Source organism: Streptomyces sp. NPDC086077 (genome assembly GCF_040686175.1).
In the GTDB taxonomy this organism is placed as follows: Bacteria; Actinomycetota; Actinomycetes; order Streptomycetales; family Streptomycetaceae; genus Streptomyces.
On sequence record NZ_JBFBJT010000008.1, the window covers coordinates 85,793 to 102,680 of the forward strand.

Below are 16,888 nucleotides of genomic sequence, written 5' to 3' on the forward strand. Positions count from 1 at the left end.
CTGTTTCGAGGGCGGCGTCCTTGATCTGTTTGCGTCCGGGGCCAGCCCTTGGGCCGGTGTCGCGATCCGCTTCCCTTCCAGGTTCAGCCCCCGGGCTCGGGCCGCGCCCCACTTTCGTCAGGCGGCGGCCCCGTTGCCCATTCCTTGATCCGTTTCCGTCAGGGATTCAGCTCCTCGGCCAGCGTCGCCCGGAGGCGCAGGGTCGTGACCAGACGCTGGAAGGCCTCGGCCCAGTAGCCGCCAGCTCCCGGTGACGCGTTCTCCGGTTCCTCGGGTATCGCCAGGAGGCCGTCGAGGCGGTTGGCCTCGGACGGGTCGAGGCAGCGTTCCGCCAGGCCCATCACCCCGCTGAAGCTCCACGGGTAACTTCCCGCGTCCCGCGCGATGTCGAGGGCGTCGACGACCGCCCGTCCCAGGGGCGCGGACCACGGCACCGCACAGACGCCCAGCAGTTGGAACGCCTCGGACAGGCCGTGCGTGGCGATGAATCCCGCGACCCACTCGGCCCGCTCCCCGGCCTCCAGCGTGTCCAGCAGCTTGGCCCGCTCGGCCAGCGAGACCGCGCCGGGGCCGCCGGCCTCCGGTGCCGAGGGCGTGCCGAGCAGGGCGCGCGACCAGTCGGCATCGCGCTGTCTGACCGCCGCCCGGCACCACGCGGCGTGCAGTTCGGACTGCCAGTCGTCGGCCACCGTGAGTCCGACGATCTCTTCGGGCGTCCGACCGCCCAGCCGGTCCTGCCAGGTCGCGAGCGGTGCCGCCTCCACCAACTGGCCGAACCACCAGGAGCGTTCACCGCGGCCCGTCGGCGCCTTGGCGATCACGCCGTCCCGCTCCATGCTCGCGTCGCATTCGTGCGGCGCCTCGACGGTGAGGGTCGGCGTGCCCCCGGCCTGGTCCATGGCTGTGTGGTCCACGGCCACGCACGCGCCGGCCCGGACCGCCATCCGCGCGGCGAGCGCCGAGCCGGGCAGCGCGGAGAGCAGCTCCGCCGCGGTGGCCCGTACGTTGCGGCTGCGGTCGGCCAGGGCCTGCTCCAGGAACGGCTCGTCCTCGGCGGTGAGGTTCTTACGGAGGGAGTCGAGGAACATCAGGCGGTCCTCGGCCCGCTCCGTCGCCCAGGTCGACGCGACCAGTTCCCTTGCGGTGGCGGGTGCATGGGCGCGCAGTGCGCCCAGGAGCGAGACCCGTTCCGCGAACAGCCCCTCCTGCCAGAGCTGTCGCACCTTCTCCGCGTCTTCCAGGTGCGGCAGTGTCGTGCCTCCGCCTGGGGTCGCTCGCAGGGCGAAGCGCCACTCCTGGTTGAGGCGGGCCAGCCACAGGGCGCGCGGGCCCGCGAAGGTCAGGGCGGCGGGACGCAGGTCCGTACGGCCGCGGGCCGCGTCCAGAAGGGCTGGCAGCGCTTCCGGAGGTGCCGCGTAGTGGTGGGCGTTGGCCAGTGCGAGCCACTGGGGCAACAGCTCCATGAGATCAGGAGCCGTGCCTCTGCGGCCTCCGCCGGACACGCCAGGACGGTCGGCCAGCAGCAGGGCGAGTCTGCGGGCGGCGGCGACGGGGAGCGGCCGGCGCGGGTCCTCCGGGGCCCTTTCCGGCCGGGTCGCCGACCGTGCGGCACGCAGGCCGGCCCGGCGCCGTACGGTCTCGGCGGCGGCGGCGTCCAGCAGGGCCACCGGTGCTTCGCGGTCCGGCGCGGAGGCCGAGGGCGGGGGTGTGCGGCGGTCCGTGCCGAGCAGGGCGGTGGTGACCAGGTCCTCCCAGACGGGGGCGCCCGCGTGCCCGTGGCCGGCGGTGGAGTCCGGGGTGGGCGAATCCACAGGAGTCACGGTCCTGTTCACGAGAGTCCTTTCGGTTTCGGTCCCATGGGTGTCACGCGAGTCCTTTCGGGGGACGTCGGCCTCTTCGGTTTCGCGGGACTGCCTTCGGCTCGTCGGTCTGCGGTCTCGTGGTGGGGGAAAGGAGGGTCAGCACAGCGGTACCGCCGCTCCCACGCCCTGCGGCCAGGCCGTCAGCGGGGTGAAGCCCTGGTGTCCGCACTCGCCGAAGACCTTGACGGGCGCGCCGCCCGAGAGGGCGACGAGGCGCCAGAGGCCGGAACGGGAGCGGGCGACCGGGGTGAGCGGCAGCGCCGCGTCCTCGTCGGCGTCCGCCAGTTGCCAGGAGTCGCCGTCCGGGGTCGGTATCACCCGCTCCAGGGTCACCGGAACCGAGTCGAGCCACGGGTCGGCGCGGAGAGCCTCGCCGTAGCGGGCGGCGGCTTGGGTGGTCGTCGTGCCCCGGGGGCGTATCGCCGCCGGGGCCGGCGGTGCGAACTGTTCGCCGAGGGCCGCCCGCGCCTGGCTCGCCCCCGGGTAGGCGGACACCTCCGCCTCCAGGGCCAGGCCGACCGGCAGGGCGAGCTCCGGAGCCCGGCCGGCCGCGCCATAAGAAAGGAGAAGGGCCGTGCGGTCCGAGTCGGCGCCGTACAACCAGATCCGGCGCGTCGTCAGTCGTGCGTCCGCCGTGTCGTACTGGGCGAGGACCAGCCAGCGGTCGCGCACCGGCGGGCCGTCCGCCGACGCGGGCAGGCCGATCCGGGATCGCACCGTCGCCGCCAGGGCCTGCGGCAGCCGGTCGCGACGCAGCCAGCCCTGGTCGAGGAGGTGGAGGAGCGCGCACTCCTCCAGCAACCGCACCGGCCAGCCCGCTCCCGACGCCGGGATCGCCCCCAACTCCCGTACCCGAGCTGCCAGTCCGGGTGCCTGGGCGTCGACCATGCGAGCCGCCGTCTCCTCCCACAGCCCGTACCCCGCCTGCTCGGCAGCCGCCAGGCCGCCGCGCAGCAGGTCCGACAGCCGCTGCTCCAGCTCCGTCGCGCCGGCCGTGATCCGCTCGGCGCGGCGTTCGGCCCGGCGCCGCGCGGCCTCCGGATCAGCGGTGGCGGCCGGTGAACCCGCAGGGCCCGTCGTCCGCTTCTCCGCGGCGCGCTGCCGTCTGCCCGCGATCCACTGCTCCGCCCAGTCCGGCACCTGGCCGGGCGGCACTGCGTCGTCGTCGCCCGACCAGAGCAGCAGCAGTCCGAGCGCGTGCTTGCACGGGAACTTGCGGCTCGGACAACTGCACTTGTACGCGGGGCCGGACGCGTCCGCGATGTCGATGATCGTCTGGTACGGCTTGCTGCCACTGCCCTTGCACAGTCCCCATACCGTCCCCTCGTCGGAGCTCCCCGTCCCGGACCACGGCCCGGCCGCTCCGAGTTTGCTTCCCGCCTTGCGTGACGTGGCGTCAGGCGCCAGTGCCAGCACCTGATCCGCAGTCCAGCGCACCCCCTGCTGAGTCATGTCATCGAAGGTAGATCCCACCACTGACAATCAGCCCTGCGAGCGCGTATGTGCAGGTCAGAACGGATTGTCAGTGGCGTGGTGCAACGTGGGTGCCAGATCCGAACCGGCCGAGCTGGAGGGGGACTCAGCCATGCCTGTGTCCGTGGAAACGACATCCGTCGAGCTGACCGAGACCACGCCCGAGCAGGAGGCGGAGGCGCTGCGGCCGCATGCCGAGGACGCCTTCGCGGGGGAACTCGCGGCGCTGGCCGCGCAGGACGACCGGCCGCGCCCGGCCCGCTGGAAGCTGTCACCGTGGGCCGTCGCCACGTACCTGCTGGGCGGCACCCTGCCCGACGGCACAGTGATCACACCGAAGTACGTGGGACCGCGTCGTATCGTCGAGGTCGCCGTCACCACGCTCGCCACCGACCGTGCCCTGCTTCTGCTCGGCGTGCCCGGCACCGCGAAGACCTGGGTCTCCGAGCACCTGGCCGCGGCGGTCAGCGGCGACTCGACCCTGTTGGTGCAGGGCACCGCCGGCACACCGGAGGAGGCGATCCGGTACGGCTGGAACTACGCGCAGCTGCTCGCCCACGGCCCGAGCCGGGACGCCCTGGTGCCCAGCCCCGTCATGCGGGCCATGGCAGAGGGGATGACCGCCCGGGTCGAGGAGCTGACCCGGATCCCGGCCGATGTGCAGGACACGCTCATCACGATCCTGTCGGAGAAGACGCTGCCGATACCGGAGCTGGGGCAGGAGGTGCAGGCCGTCCGCGGCTTCAACCTGATCGCCACGGCCAACGACCGTGACCGCGGCGTCAACGAACTGTCCAGTGCGCTGCGCCGCCGCTTCAGCACCGTGGTGCTGCCACTGCCGGACAGCGTCGAGGCCGAGGTCGACATCGTCTCGCGCCGCGTGGACCAGCTCGGCCGGTCCCTCGACCTGCCGGCCGTGCCGGACGGCGTCGACGAGATCCGGCGTGTGGTGACGGTCTTCCGTGAGCTGCGGGACGGCATCACGGCCGACGGCCGTACGAAGGTGAAGTCACCCAGCGGCACCTTGTCCACCGCGGAGGCGATCTCCGTCGTCACCAACGGCCTCGCGCTCGCCGCCCACTTCGGGGACGGCGTCCTGCGGCCGAGCGATGTCGCCGCGGGCATTCTCGGCGCGGTCGTACGGGACCCGGCGGCGGACCGGGTGGTCTGGCAGGAGTACCTGGAGGCGGTCGTGCGCGAGCGGGACGGCTGGAAGGACTTCTACCGGGCCTGCCGTGAGGTGAGCGCATGAGCGTCACGGGGTGGGGCGTAGCGGGCGTGAAGAGGGTCGGCGCCGTGGGCGACGACGACCTGGGGTGGCCTCGCAGGCGAGGGGGACGGCGTGACGGGCGTTGAGGACGCCGCAAGCAGCGGACGGAGGGGACCTGAACCGCTGCTGCTCGGCGTACGGCATCACGGGCCGGGGTCGGCTCGGGCGGTGCGGGCGGCGCTAGACGCGGCCCGGCCGCGGGTGGTGCTGATCGAGGGTCCGCCCGAGGCCGACGCGCTGGTCGAGCTGGCCGGCGACGAGGACATGCGGCCGCCGGTCGCCCTGCTGGCCCATGCCGTGGACGAGCCCGGCCGTTCGGCCTTCTGGCCGCTGGCCGAGTTCTCCCCGGAGTGGGTCGCGATCCGGTGGGCCCTGGACCACGACGTTCCGGCCCGCTTCATCGATCTGCCGGCCACGCACACGCTGGTGTGGGGGAGCGGGCCGGAGAGGGAGTCGGCCGGGGTCGGAGGCGGTGGGGGCGGTGATGCCGGAGCTGCCACCGACACCGGGGCTGCCACTGGCACCGATCCCGATGACGCTGTCGCCGGGACAGCCGCTGACGTCGGCGCCCTTGCCGAGGCCGGTACCGACGGTGACGACGGCATCTATGCGGACGCGGACACCGATGCCCAGGCAGCCTGTCCCGACGTCGACGCTCAGGCGGATGTGCGGATCGACCCGCTCGGTGTGCTCGCCGAGGCGGCTGGTTATGACGATGCCGAGCGTTGGTGCGAGGACGTCGTCGAGCATCGGGGGCTCGGCGCGGGGGACGCGTTCGCTCCGTTCGCCGTGGTCGAGGAGGCGATGGGGGCGCTGCGGGAGGTGTACGGGAGCGGGGGACACGACCGGGACCTCGTGCGCGAGGCGTACATGCGGCTCCAGATGCGGGCGGCACAGCGGGAGTTCGAGGGGGGAGTCGCTGTCGTGTGCGGGGCGTGGCACGTCCCCGCGCTGCGTCAGAAGGTCACGGTCGCGGCCGACCGCGCGCTGGTGAAGGGGCTGCCCAAGGTCAAGGTCGACATGACGTGGGTGCCGTGGACGAATCGCCGGCTCGCCAGGGCGAGCGGGTACGGCGCGGGGATCGATTCACCGGGGTGGTACGGGCACCTGTTCTCGGCTCCGGACCGGCCCGTCGAGCGGTGGATGACCAAGGTCGCGGGGCTGCTGCGGGCCGAGGACCGGAGTGTCTCCTCGGCGCACGTCATCGAGGCGGTGCGGCTGGCCGAGACGCTCGCCGCGATGCGCGGGCGCCCGCTGGCCGGGCTCGGTGAGACCACGGACGCCGTGCGGGCGGTGATGTGCGAGGGATCGGACGTGCCGCTGGTGCTGGTGCAAGACCGCCTGGTGGTGGGGGATGTCCTGGGGGAGGTGCCGGAGGCGGCGCCGGCGGTGCCGTTGCAGCGGGACCTTGCCCGGCTGCAACGGCGGTTGCGGCTGAAGCCGGAGGCGCTGGAGCGGGAGCTGGAGCTCGATCTGCGCAAGGAGACCGATGCCGGGCGCAGCCGGCTGCTGCATCGGCTGCGGCTGCTGGGCGTGGCGTGGGGCGAGCCGGCGATGTCGCGGGGCAGTACGGGGACGTTCCGGGAGACCTGGCGGCTGCGCTGGGAGCCGGAGCTGTCGGTGCGGGTGGCCGAGGCGGGGGTGTGGGGGACGACCGTGTCGGCCGCCGCGACCGCCAAGGCGGAGAGCGAGGCCACGACGGCACAGGGCCTCGCCGAGGTCACCGGACTCGCCGAGCGCTGTCTGCTGGCCGAACTGCCGCAGGCGCTCCCGGTGGTGATGCGGATCCTCGCGGACCGGGCGGCGCTGGACACCGACGTCGGCCATCTCGCGCAGGCGCTGCCGGCGCTGGTTCGCTCACTGCGCTATGGCGACGTGCGGGGCACGGACACCGGTTCTCTCGCCGAGGTCGCCGCGGGCCTCGCCGAGCGGATCTTCGTCGGGCTGCCGTCGGCCTGTGCCGCGCTCGACACGGACGCGGCCGAGGAGATGCGGCGTCATGTGGACGCGGTGCACACGGCGGTGGGGTTGCTCGGCGAGGCTCCGGCAGCGGGACACGGTGACCTGCGGGGCCGTTGGCACGCGGCGCTGCGGGTGCTTTCCGCGCGGGACACCGTGCCGGGCGTGATACGGGGGCGCGCGGTGCGGCTGTTGCTGGACGACGGGGAGCTGGCGCAGGAAGAGGCGGCGCGGCTTATGGGGCTGGTGCTGTCTTCGGGGACGCCGCCGGGGGACGCGGCCGCGTGGATCGAGGGGTTCGTCGGCGGGGGCGGCGGCGGGATGCTGCTGGTGCACGACGAGCGGTTGCTGGGGCTGGTCGACGGCTGGCTGACCGGGGTGCCGGCGGAGGCGTTCACGGACGTACTGCCGCTGCTGCGGCGCACCTTCTCGGCGTACGAGCCGGGGGTCCGCAGAACTCTGGGCGAGTTGGTGCGGCGAGGGCCGGGGCGACGCGGGAGCACGAAGGCGCAGGGGCCGGGGATACCGGGCTTCGGCACGGACCTCCACACCGAGCGGGCCGATGCCGTGCTGCCGGTGGTGCGGTTGCTGCTGGGGCTGGACGAAGGGGCGGGAGACGAGGACGGCGCGGCATTGGTGGGGGTGGCGCGATGACCGGGAGCCATGGGGTGCGAGGGGAGGAGGCCGGATGACTGCGGAAGCCCTGGTGGGGGTGGAGTTGGACGACGCCGGGCGGGAGCGGTTGCGGCGGTGGCGGCTGGTGCTGGGCGGTGACGCGGCGGACGGGACCGGGTGTGCGCTCGGTGCGCGGGACGCCGCGATGGACGGGGCACTGAGTTCGCTTTACGGAAAGGGGGACAAGCCGCAGACGGGCAAGGAGCGTTCGGCGGGGCTGAGGGCATCCGCGCCGTCCGTGGCGCGCTGGCTCGGGGACATCCGGACGTACTTCCCGTCGTCCGTCGTGCAGATCATGCAGCGGGACGCCATCGACCGGCTCGGGCTGTCCGCGCTGTTGCTGGAGCCGGAGATGCTGGAGGCCGTGGAGGCCGACGTGCATCTCGTCGGCACGCTGCTGTCGCTGAACAAGGCGATGCCGGAGACGACGAAGGAGACGGCACGGGCCGTCGTACGCAAGGTCGTCGAGGACCTGGAGAAGCGGCTCGCCACCCGCACGAGGGCCACCCTCAGCGGGGCGCTCGACCGCAGCGCGCGGATCAGCCGGCCGCGCCACCACGACATCGACTGGAACCGCACGATCGCGGCCAACCTCAAGCACTACCTGCCCGAGTACAGAACGGTCGTCCCGGAGCGGCTGATCGGATACGGGCGGGCGTCCCAGTCAGTCAAGAAGGAGGTCATCCTCTGTATCGATCAGTCGGGATCCATGGCGGCTTCGGTGGTGTACGCGTCGGTGTTCGGAGCGGTGCTCGCCTCCATGCGGACGATCAACACGCGACTCGTGGTGTTCGACACCGCGGTCGTCGACCTCACCGACCAGCTTGACGACCCGGTGGACGTGCTCTTCGGCACGCAGCTCGGCGGCGGCACCGACATCAACCGGGCGCTTGCGTACTGCCAGTCTCAGATCACCCGGCCCACGGAGACGGTGGTCGTGCTGATCAGCGACCTCTACGAAGGGGGGATCCGGAACGAGATGCTGAAGCGAGTGGCGGCGATGAAGGGGGCGGGGGCGCAGTTCGTGACGCTGCTAGCGCTGTCCGACGAGGGGGCGCCCGCGTACGACCGGGAGCACGCGACCGCACTGGCGGCGCTCGGGGCGCCGGCCTTCGCCTGTACGCCGGATCTGTTCCCGGAGGTGATGGCGGCGGCGATCGAGAAGCGTCCGCTGCCGATACCGGACAACACGTGACGACGAGGGGGAGGAACCGGCGGGAACGGGTGAGGCATGTCGAAAGGGGATATGACTACCCATCGGTAACGCGGGGCTTGCGTAACCTCGGGCGTCACGTGCAAGTATCGACGTCTCATCAGCGGTGCGGTGGCTCCGCTTGCCCGTACCGCGTAGTCGTTGATGCGTAGCCGTCGATGCGTGACTTGTTCCGCCGCACGGGAGGATCCTCCCCCTCTTGATCTGGTCAACCGCACGGTCCGGCGCCGTCCCGCGTGTGGTGCGCGGGGCGGCGCGGCGGCGTGCGTTGCCCCTGGTCCTGCTGGTGGGTGGGCTGTTCGCGCTGGCGGTGCTGTGCGCGGAGCCGGCGGACGCGGCTGAAGGGGTGCCGGGCTCTGGGGCCTTGGCGCGGGTGGTCGCGCCGGTGGCTGTGGAGCCGGGTGGGCGGGCCGGTGGTGAGGGCCGGGCAGGTGGTTCACGGGGCGGGGTGGTCGGTTCGGTCGGACGGGCGGTTGTCCAGCCTGTGGTTGAGGGCGTTGCGCGACGCGCGGTCGAGGGTGTCGCGCCTCCTGGAGCCGAGGGTGTTGGGCGGTCCGTGGGGGAGCGGGCCGTGCGGTCGGTCGGGGAAGCCCTGGAGGCGGTGACTGGTCGGTCTGCGGGGGCCGGGGGTGGGGGGTCGGCGTCGTCCGGGTTGCCTTCGCGGCTGGAGTCGCCGTCGCGGCCCGGGGCGGATGGCTTGCCTGCGCGGCCTCACGAGCCTCGTGTGCCTCGCGAGCCTGGTCTGCCTCACGGGCCTCTTCTGCCCGACATGCCTCATCTGCCTCACGCGCCTCTGCCTCACGTGCCCCATTTTCCTGGCATGTCTGGCGTGCCTGGCGTGTCTGACGTGGCTGTGCCCGGCCCGCCTCGCCTTCCGGGGCTCCCCGGAGTTTCCGGGCTGCCCAACCTCCCCGACGTTCGCAATCTTCCCTTCCTTCCCGTGAATCCCGGGATCCCTGGGCTGCCCGTGGCGTTCGAGCCGCCGGGCGTCTCCGTGTTTCCGGGGCGGACCTTGCCTCTCCCCGACGCGGGGACCGCGTGGCCCGGTGGCCGCCGGGGCTCGGCCGCTCATGACGTGGGTCCGGAGGGGCGGGCACCTATGGCAAGAGCCGTAGGTGCTCACGGGCCGGATCTCGGCGTGGCCTCCGATGGTGTTCCCGCCGCGGACCGGGGCGGGGTCCGGCAGCGTGCGGACGGCGAGGCGCGGTACGCGCCCGTGCGTCCGGCGCCGGCCGGTGGTGGTCATGGGGTGCTGGGCAGTCGGTCGTCGGCGGACAGCGGTTCGCCCCGGCATGGTGACGCGCACGCGGTGACGGTGAGTCGGCGGATGCCGTTGTTGCTGGTGCCGCGTACGGTCGAGCGCGTCGAGGCGGACGGGACGCGGGACCGGCACCGGGACATCCTCGTCCTCCCCGGCTAGGGAAGGCCCCGGGCCCCCTCGCGGTGCCGTGGCCAACGAGGTCGCCGCCCCCGTCGTGCGTGGCACGACGCCGGCACGGCGCCGGGGCGGGGCCGTCATCGGGCCGTTCGCGCCGGGCCACGTGGAGAGCGACGCTCACAGCCACGTCCAGGGCATCCAGGGCATCCCGGGCGTCAGGACATCCAGGGCATCCAAGGCATCCAAGGCATCCAAGGCATCCAGGACCTCCAGAGGCCCCGTCGAGGTGGCGCACGCCGTGCCTGACTCGCAAGGCGCGTCTCGCGCGCACCCAGAACCTGCACGCCCCCCAGGCGTGCGAACTGACCCCGCAGGCACCCGGCGCGGGCGGCCGAAACCGTCGGCTCGCCCGGACGGAAGTCCTGCGGACGGGGTCCGGCGGTCCCCATTGGGGTGGGGACCGCCGGACCGAAGCCTCCGCGAGGGACCGTCGGGTCCCTCATCGGGGCGGCTCAAGGGGCCTCACCGGGTCAACCCCAGCCCGGTGAGGCTCTGGGCGTTTCCAGGGCGTTCACCCCACCACCCCACCCGCTCCCCCCAGGGCGCCCCGTTGCACTCCACGGCATCCCGCGGCACCCCGTGCCAGCAATTCCGGCATCATGTGACAGGTATCACCGCTCACATGTGACCCGCGATTTAGAGGCCCCCCGCAAGCAGAGATAACCTGCGAGACGGACATGCCGCGCGCTCGGACACCGTGTGCGCTTCCCTTGTGACACATGCGGTCGTCACGTTGCCCTTCGCGGCACGCCCACGCATCCAACGAACCGCGAGATCACTGATAGGGACGGAAGCGCGTGGACCTGTTCGAGTACCAGGCGAGGGACCTCTTCGCCAAGCACGATGTACCGGTGCTGGCCGGTGAAGTCATCGACACGCCTGAGGCGGCGCGCGAGATCACCGAGCGGCTCGGCGGCAAGTCCGTCGTCAAGGCGCAGGTGAAGGTCGGTGGCCGCGGCAAGGCCGGTGGTGTGAAGCTGGCCGCCACCCCGGACGAGGCCGTCGCCCGCGCGACGGACATTCTCGGCATGGACATCAAGGGCCACACGGTCCACAAGGTCATGATCGCTGAGACCGCTCCGGAGATTCTCGAGGAGTACTACGTCTCCTTCCTCCTCGACCGCGCCAACCGCACCTTCCTCTCCATCGCGTCCGTCGAGGGCGGCATGGAGATCGAGGAGGTGGCGGCCACCCGTCCGGAGGCCGTCGCCAAGATCGCGATCGACGCCATCGACGGTGTGGACGAGGCCAAGGCCCGCGAGATCGTCGAGGCCGCCAAGTTCCCGGCCGAGGTCGCCGACAAGGTCGTGAACGTCCTCGTCACGCTGTGGGACACCTTCATCAAGTCGGACGCCCTCCTCGTCGAGGTGAACCCGCTGGCCAAGGTCGCCTCCGGTGACGTCATCGCCCTCGACGGCAAGGTGTCGCTGGACGACAACGCCGAGTTCCGCCACGACTGGGACGAGCTCCACGACAAGGCCGCGGCCAACCCGCTCGAGGCCGCTGCCAAGGAGAAGAACCTCAACTACGTCAAGCTCGACGGCGAGGTCGGCATCATCGGCAACGGCGCGGGTCTCGTGATGAGCACCCTGGACGTCGTCGCGTACGCCGGTGAGAAGCACGGCAACGTCAAGCCGGCCAACTTCCTGGACATCGGCGGTGGCGCCTCCGCCCAGGTCATGGCCAACGGTCTGGAGATCATCCTCGGCGACCCGGACGTCAAGTCCGTCTTCGTCAACGTCTTCGGTGGCATCACCGCCTGTGACGAGGTCGCCAACGGCATCGTCCAGGCCCTGAAGCTCCTCGAGGACCGTGGCGAGCAGGTCACCAAGCCGCTCGTCGTCCGCCTCGACGGCAACAACGCCGAGCTGGGCCGGAAGATCCTCACCGACGCCAACCACCCGCTGGTCCAGCGCGTCGACACCATGGACGGGGCGGCCGACAAGGCCGCCGAGCTGGCCCACGCCGCCAAGTAAGCACTCAGGACGAGGACACCAACACACCATGGCTATCTGGCTCAACAAGGACAGCAAGGTCATCGTCCAGGGCATGACCGGCGCCACCGGCATGAAGCACACCAAGCTCATGCTCGGCGACGGCACCCACGTCGTGGGCGGCGTGAACCCGCGCAAGGCGGGTCAGTCCGTGGACTTCGACGGCACCGAGGTACCCGTCTTCGGGACCGTCAAGGAGGCCATCGAGAAGACCGGCGCGAACGTCTCCGTCATCTTCGTGCCGGAGAAGTTCACCAAGGACGCGGTCGTCGAGGCGATCGACGCCGAGATCCCGCTGGCCGTCGTGATCACCGAGGGCATCGCCGTGCACGACTCGGCGTCGTTCTGGGCGTACGCCGGCAAGAAGGGCAACAAGACCCGCATCATCGGCCCGAACTGCCCCGGCATCATCACCCCGGGCCAGTCCAACGTCGGCATCATCCCGGGCGACATCACGAAGCCGGGCCGTATCGGCCTGGTCTCGAAGTCCGGCACGCTGACGTACCAGATGATGTACGAGCTCCGGGACATCGGCTTCTCCACCGCCGTCGGCATCGGTGGTGACCCGATCATCGGCACCACACACATCGACGCGCTGGCCGCCTTCCAGGACGACCCCGACACCGACCTGATCGTGATGATCGGTGAGATCGGCGGCGACGCCGAGGAGCGGGCCGCGGCCTTCATCAAGGAGAACGTGACCAAGCCGGTCGTCGGCTACGTCGCGGGCTTCACCGCCCCCGAGGGCAAGACCATGGGCCACGCGGGCGCCATCGTCTCCGGTTCGTCGGGCACCGCCCAGGCGAAGAAGGAGGCCCTGGAGGCCGCGGGCGTCAAGGTCGGCAAGACCCCGACCGAGACCGCGAAGCTGGCCCGCGAGATCCTCGCCGGCTGACCCGCCGCCCAGCAGGAACACGGCGCGCGCGGAGCACCTCACCGCGGCGTGCAGCAGTAGGGCCCGCACCCCGGCCGTCCGGCCGCGGGAGCGGGCCCTTCCGCATGCGCTCACCTGTTCATCTCGCCTCCGGGATCAGCCGCTCCGGCCCGCTCACCGAGGCCTGCCGCAGCTTCTGCCGCAGCTCCAGCTGCGCGTAGGACAGCGGACCCGGCGCCGCCCGTGGGGGCACGCCCCGGACGGTCTCACCGGGGGCAACCGGTGGCTCGTACTGCGTCGGAGCCGTCCGCAGGGTCAAGGCCGTCGCGCCGATCAGGGTGACCGTGAAGGCGATGGCGGCCCGTGTCCAGAACTGCGCCCGGCGCTCCCCGCCGGCGCGGACCGCGAGGGGTCTGGCCGCGCGCAACCGCTCCGAGGTGGCCAGTTCGCCGAGCCGCCGCTGCAGGTGGCTGGGGTCGGCGAGGTCGGGCAGCCGGGAGGCGACGGCCTGGCGCGCGTAGAGCAGACGGTTGGCCGTCGCCGGGGTGGTCGCCTCCGTCTCCGCCGCGGTCTCCGGCAGATCGAGGCCCACACCGTCGTAGAGGAGGAGGGTACGGCGGTAGGGCGGTGGGAGTTGCAGGATGGCGTTCATCAGGGTGCGGTCGCGCAGGTCGGCCGGTGGTGGCTCCGGATGGCGGTAGCGGCGGCGGTAGCGGTGCCACGGGGAGAGCGCGTACTCGTACGCCGCCGCCCGCACCCAGCCCGCGGGGTCGCGGTCGACGGCCACCTCGGGCCAGCGTTGCCAGGCGAGTTGGAAGGCCCGCTCGACCGACTCGCGCGCCAGTTCGCGCCGCCCGGTGAGCACGTACGTCTGCCGGACGAGGCCGGGCGCACAGAACGCGTAGAGCGCGTCGAAAGCCTGAGCGGGCGTCAGGGGTTCGGCGGCCGGTTCGGGTTTGGGTGAGGGGTGGGGGTCAGGGCCGGTGTCGGGGAGGGGCAGGCGCTCGGTGTCGGCCGTGGGCCCGGCGGTTCGTACGGCGGTGGCGGCGGCCGCGGTCGCGACGGCCGGCCTGTCGGCCTGGCGTACCTGCTGTGCCGGCTCGTCCTTGAGGGAGGCGAGCAGTTGCGCGTACGCCTCCGCCTTCTGGCCGTCGGGCGTCGTGCGACCGGACTCCCACGCACGCACCGTCGACTTGGAGACGCCCACCCGGGCCGCCAGCTGAGCCTGCGTCAGGGAGGCGGCCTCCCGGAGGCGTCGGCGCTCCTCGGGCGGGGGAAGCGGAGTTGCAGGGCTTTGTGTCACAGTTCGCCCTTTCGTACGAAAAAACACATAAGCACATATTGAGCGACACATCGGTGGTTCGCCTGTTACGCCGGGAAAGCGCGTGTCGTTGGGAGCATGGCCGCGTGATCCTGATGACCGACCGCCGAACGCCGCTCCCTCCCCGGCTCACCCGGATGCGCCGCCGGTCCCCCGGACTCGCCGCCTGCCTCCTCGGTGGAGTGGTGGCGGCCGGGCTGGGGCTGGGCTCGTTCGCCGTACTGGTGATGGCGCTGTGGATCAGTTCGCCGTATCCCGACAGCGGTCCGGGAGGCGCGCTGCACGTGGCGGCGGCGCTGTGGCTGCTGGCGCACGGCGCGGAACTCGTCCGCACCGACACCCTCACCGGCGTCCCCGCCCCCGTGGGGCTGACCCCGATGCTGCTGCTCGCCCTGCCGGTGTGGCTGGTGCACCGGGCGGCCCGGGACGCGGTGGACGGGGCCTTCGCGGGGGACGGCCCGGCCCCCCTGGTCGCCGGGCGTACGGCCTGGGCCGGGGTCGTGCTCGGCTACCTCACCGTCGGGGCCGCGGCCGCGGCGTACTCGGCGGGGGGTGTGCTGCGGCCGGACTGGGAGTGGACGGCGGTGTGCGTGCCGCTCGTCGCCGTGGGTGCGGCGGGGGCGGGGGTCTGGACGGCCTACGGGCAGCCGCGCCGGCCGGTGGACCGTCTGCTGAACCTGCTGGGACCGCTGCGCCGGGCCCTTGTCGGGACGCGGAACCGGGAGCGGCTCGGCGTGGCGGCGCGGGCGGCGACGGCCGGGACGGCGGTGCTGGTAGGGGGCGGCGCCCTGTTGGTGGCGGCGTCACTGGTGTGGCACGGCCCGGCCGCCCGGGTGGCCTTCGCGCAGCTGACGGAAGGGTGGTCTGGGCGGTTCGCGGTACTGCTGCTGTGCCTCGCGCTGGTGCCGAACGCAGCGGTGTGGGGCGCGTCCTACGCCCTCGGACCCGGGTTCGCACTGGGCGCCGGACACATGGCGGGCCCGCTGTCCACCGACCCCGTGCCGCTCCTGCCGCAGTTCCCGCTGCTGGCGGCGGTGCCGGGTGCGGGCGCCATGACGCCGCTCCACTGGGCGGCTGCCGCGGTGCCGGTGGCGGCCGGGGTGACGGTGGGGTGGTTCACGGGCCGGGCGGCCGTGGGGGCGGGGGCAGAGGTGGGAACCGGCGCCGGGCCCTGGTCGCGAGGGCGGACGGCGGGGTGCACCGGCGTGGCGGCGGTGCTGTGCGGGGTTTGGTCGGCGTTGCTGGCCGGGCTGGCGGGCGGGCCGCTGGGGGTGGACGCGCTGACCCGGTTCGGGCCGGTGTGGTGGCAGGTGGGCCTGGCGGCCCTGGTCTGGGTGACGGTGGTGGCGGCGCCGGTCGCGCTGGTGGTGCGGTGGTGGGGGTGCCGGGGGAGGGCCGGCACGGATCGGGCGGAGGCGTCGGCCACCAAGGGCGGGAAGCGGCTCACGGCGGGCGTGCTGCTCGCGGCGAAGGCGGCAACGAACCCGGACGCGAAGGCGGATCAGGACAGGAAGACGGCAGCTGGCACGGGCCTGGACGACACCGAGCCCGAGCTGCTCCAGGTTCCCGCGTCACGCACGCCGTTCCCCGACCGGGAAGCCCTTGCCCCGGAGTTCCTCGCCCTCGATTCCCCTGGGCCGGAATTCCCTGCCCGCGAAGCCCTCGCCTCCGAAGTGCCTGCCCCCGAAGACCGCGAAGCCCTGGCTCCGCAGACCCTTGCCGTCGCGGACGGCACGCGCGACGCGAGCACGACGGACTACGCGGACGAGGCGGACGACGCATACGAGGCGTACGGACCCTTCCCTCTCGGCCCTCCGCCTCCCTGGCCCCACGACGACGCCGCCCGCGAGGCCCGCTGGGCGGCGTTGCGCGAGATCTCGGCGAAGACGGAGGCGCTGGAGCAGGCCGAGCTGCCCGACTTCCCGGAAGCCCCCGCCCCCGCGAAGGCCCTCGGCGTCCCCGGACACCCCGGAGTCCCCGGCGTCCCTGGAATCACAGCACCCGTCGACCTCACGAAGCCGCACTCCAGGAAACCGGACGACGACCCCTCAGCCCCAGGAACCGCCTAGGCGTTGGCTCCCAGCACATTCCGCAGCTGCTCCGGCAGCAGCGTGCTGCACGCCTGCCGTGCCTCGTTCGTGAGGGCGTCGCTGGTGCATGTGTAGTAGTCGCGGTACACCAGCTGCGCCGTGAAGGCGGCGCCGACGAGTGCGATCGCCAGCGACGCCGTGACCAGGCCGCTCACCGCCGCCGCGGTCTGCGGGCGGGCCGGCGTCGCGGCGGCCGGGGTGTCCGGCGACGGTGTCCGCGGCTTGGCGCGCAGGGCGCTGATGCCCCAGTAGAGCGCCAGCGCACCCAGCAGCAGTGCCACGTACGTCCAGCTGAACAGCGCGAAGAAGAAGGCCCACATGCCTCCGAGCAGCGCGTAGCGCGCCCGGCGCTGTGCGGGGTCCGTGGGGTCCCAGCGCATGCCCGGCGCCGGGCCGCCGGAGCCCTTGGGGTTGCCGCCGGGCCGGTCGCCGAAGCCTCCGCCGGGCGTACGGCCGGGCTGCCGGTCGCTCCACTGGCTGCCCCACGACGGACGGCCGCCGTCCCCCCGCGAGCCGTCCGGGCCCGAGGAGTCGCCGTTGTCGCCCGACGGCCGTCGCGGCTGCCACGGCCGGTCCTTGGCGCCCTCGGGCGGCGGTGCGAACGGGTTGTCGTCCTGGCCCGTACCGCCCTGCCGGCCGCCACCGGCGTGGCGGGGGCGCCCGCGGGGGGGGGCCGGGGGGGCGCCCCCCCCCCCCCCCCCCCCCGCCGCCCCCCCCCC

Annotated in this window: 11 protein-coding genes; 7 read left to right on the top strand and 4 right to left on the bottom strand. The window is 73.0% G+C overall.

Annotated elements, in window-relative coordinates:
* Positions 1-158: 158 nt before the first annotated feature.
* Positions 159-1,811, bottom strand: a complete 1,653-nt coding sequence (locus AB0O67_RS04365) for a DUF5691 domain-containing protein (RefSeq protein WP_365445862.1) — start codon at positions 1,809-1,811, stop codon at positions 159-161.
* A gap of 147 nt (positions 1,812-1,958) precedes the next feature.
* Entirely contained in the window at positions 1,959-3,314 is a 1,356-nt protein-coding gene (locus AB0O67_RS04370) for an SWIM zinc finger family protein (RefSeq protein WP_365445865.1), read from the bottom strand.
* A 133-nt stretch (positions 3,315-3,447) separates the two neighbouring features.
* On the opposite strand from AB0O67_RS04370, the gene AB0O67_RS04375 reads away from it, so the two are divergent.
* The 6 genes from AB0O67_RS04375 (at position 3,448) to sucD (ending at position 12,779) form a co-directional block, all read left to right on the top strand.
* The gene (locus AB0O67_RS04375; RefSeq protein ID WP_365445868.1) at positions 3,448-4,587 is read left to right on the top strand and encodes an AAA family ATPase; all 1,140 of its coding nucleotides are present in this window, start codon (positions 3,448-3,450) and stop codon (positions 4,585-4,587) included.
* A 90-nt stretch (positions 4,588-4,677) separates the two neighbouring features.
* Positions 4,678-7,218 (top strand): DUF5682 family protein, encoded by a 2,541-nt coding sequence (locus AB0O67_RS04380; protein ID WP_365445871.1) that lies wholly within the window; start codon positions 4,678-4,680, stop codon positions 7,216-7,218.
* Between the two features lie 34 nt (positions 7,219-7,252).
* Positions 7,253-8,434 (top strand): VWA domain-containing protein, encoded by a 1,182-nt coding sequence (locus tag AB0O67_RS04385; RefSeq protein ID WP_365445874.1) that lies wholly within the window; start codon positions 7,253-7,255, stop codon positions 8,432-8,434.
* A gap of 1,156 nt (positions 8,435-9,590) precedes the next feature.
* Positions 9,591-9,872 carry a hypothetical protein gene (locus AB0O67_RS04390; RefSeq protein ID WP_365445877.1) on the top strand — a complete coding sequence of 94 codons (282 nt, stop codon included), beginning with the start codon at positions 9,591-9,593 and terminating at the stop codon, positions 9,870-9,872.
* 815 nt (positions 9,873-10,687) lie between these two features.
* Positions 10,688-11,866: an ADP-forming succinate--CoA ligase subunit beta gene (sucC, locus tag AB0O67_RS04395; RefSeq protein WP_365445880.1), complete on the top strand. Its 1,179-nt coding sequence runs from the start codon at positions 10,688-10,690 to the stop codon at positions 11,864-11,866.
* 28 nt (positions 11,867-11,894) lie between these two features.
* Positions 11,895-12,779 carry a succinate--CoA ligase subunit alpha gene (gene sucD, locus AB0O67_RS04400; RefSeq protein WP_365445882.1) on the top strand — a complete coding sequence of 295 codons (885 nt, stop codon included), beginning with the start codon at positions 11,895-11,897 and terminating at the stop codon, positions 12,777-12,779.
* A 118-nt stretch (positions 12,780-12,897) separates the two neighbouring features.
* Here the strand turns inward: sucD and AB0O67_RS04405 are convergent, their stop codons facing one another.
* A complete protein-coding gene (locus tag AB0O67_RS04405) occupies positions 12,898-14,061 on the bottom strand; it encodes a helix-turn-helix domain-containing protein (RefSeq protein WP_365445885.1) in 1,164 nt (387 codons plus the stop codon).
* 113 nt (positions 14,062-14,174) lie between these two features.
* On the opposite strand from AB0O67_RS04405, the gene AB0O67_RS04410 reads away from it, so the two are divergent.
* Positions 14,175-16,148 (top strand): DUF6350 family protein, encoded by a 1,974-nt coding sequence (locus tag AB0O67_RS04410; protein ID WP_365445888.1) that lies wholly within the window; start codon positions 14,175-14,177, stop codon positions 16,146-16,148.
* Here AB0O67_RS04410 and AB0O67_RS04415 read toward each other — a convergent pair.
* Positions 16,145-16,888 (bottom strand): hypothetical protein (locus tag AB0O67_RS04415; protein WP_365445891.1); only part of this gene is annotated, 744 nt, incomplete at its 5' end. The two genes, AB0O67_RS04410 and AB0O67_RS04415, sit on opposite strands and share 4 nt — an antisense overlap.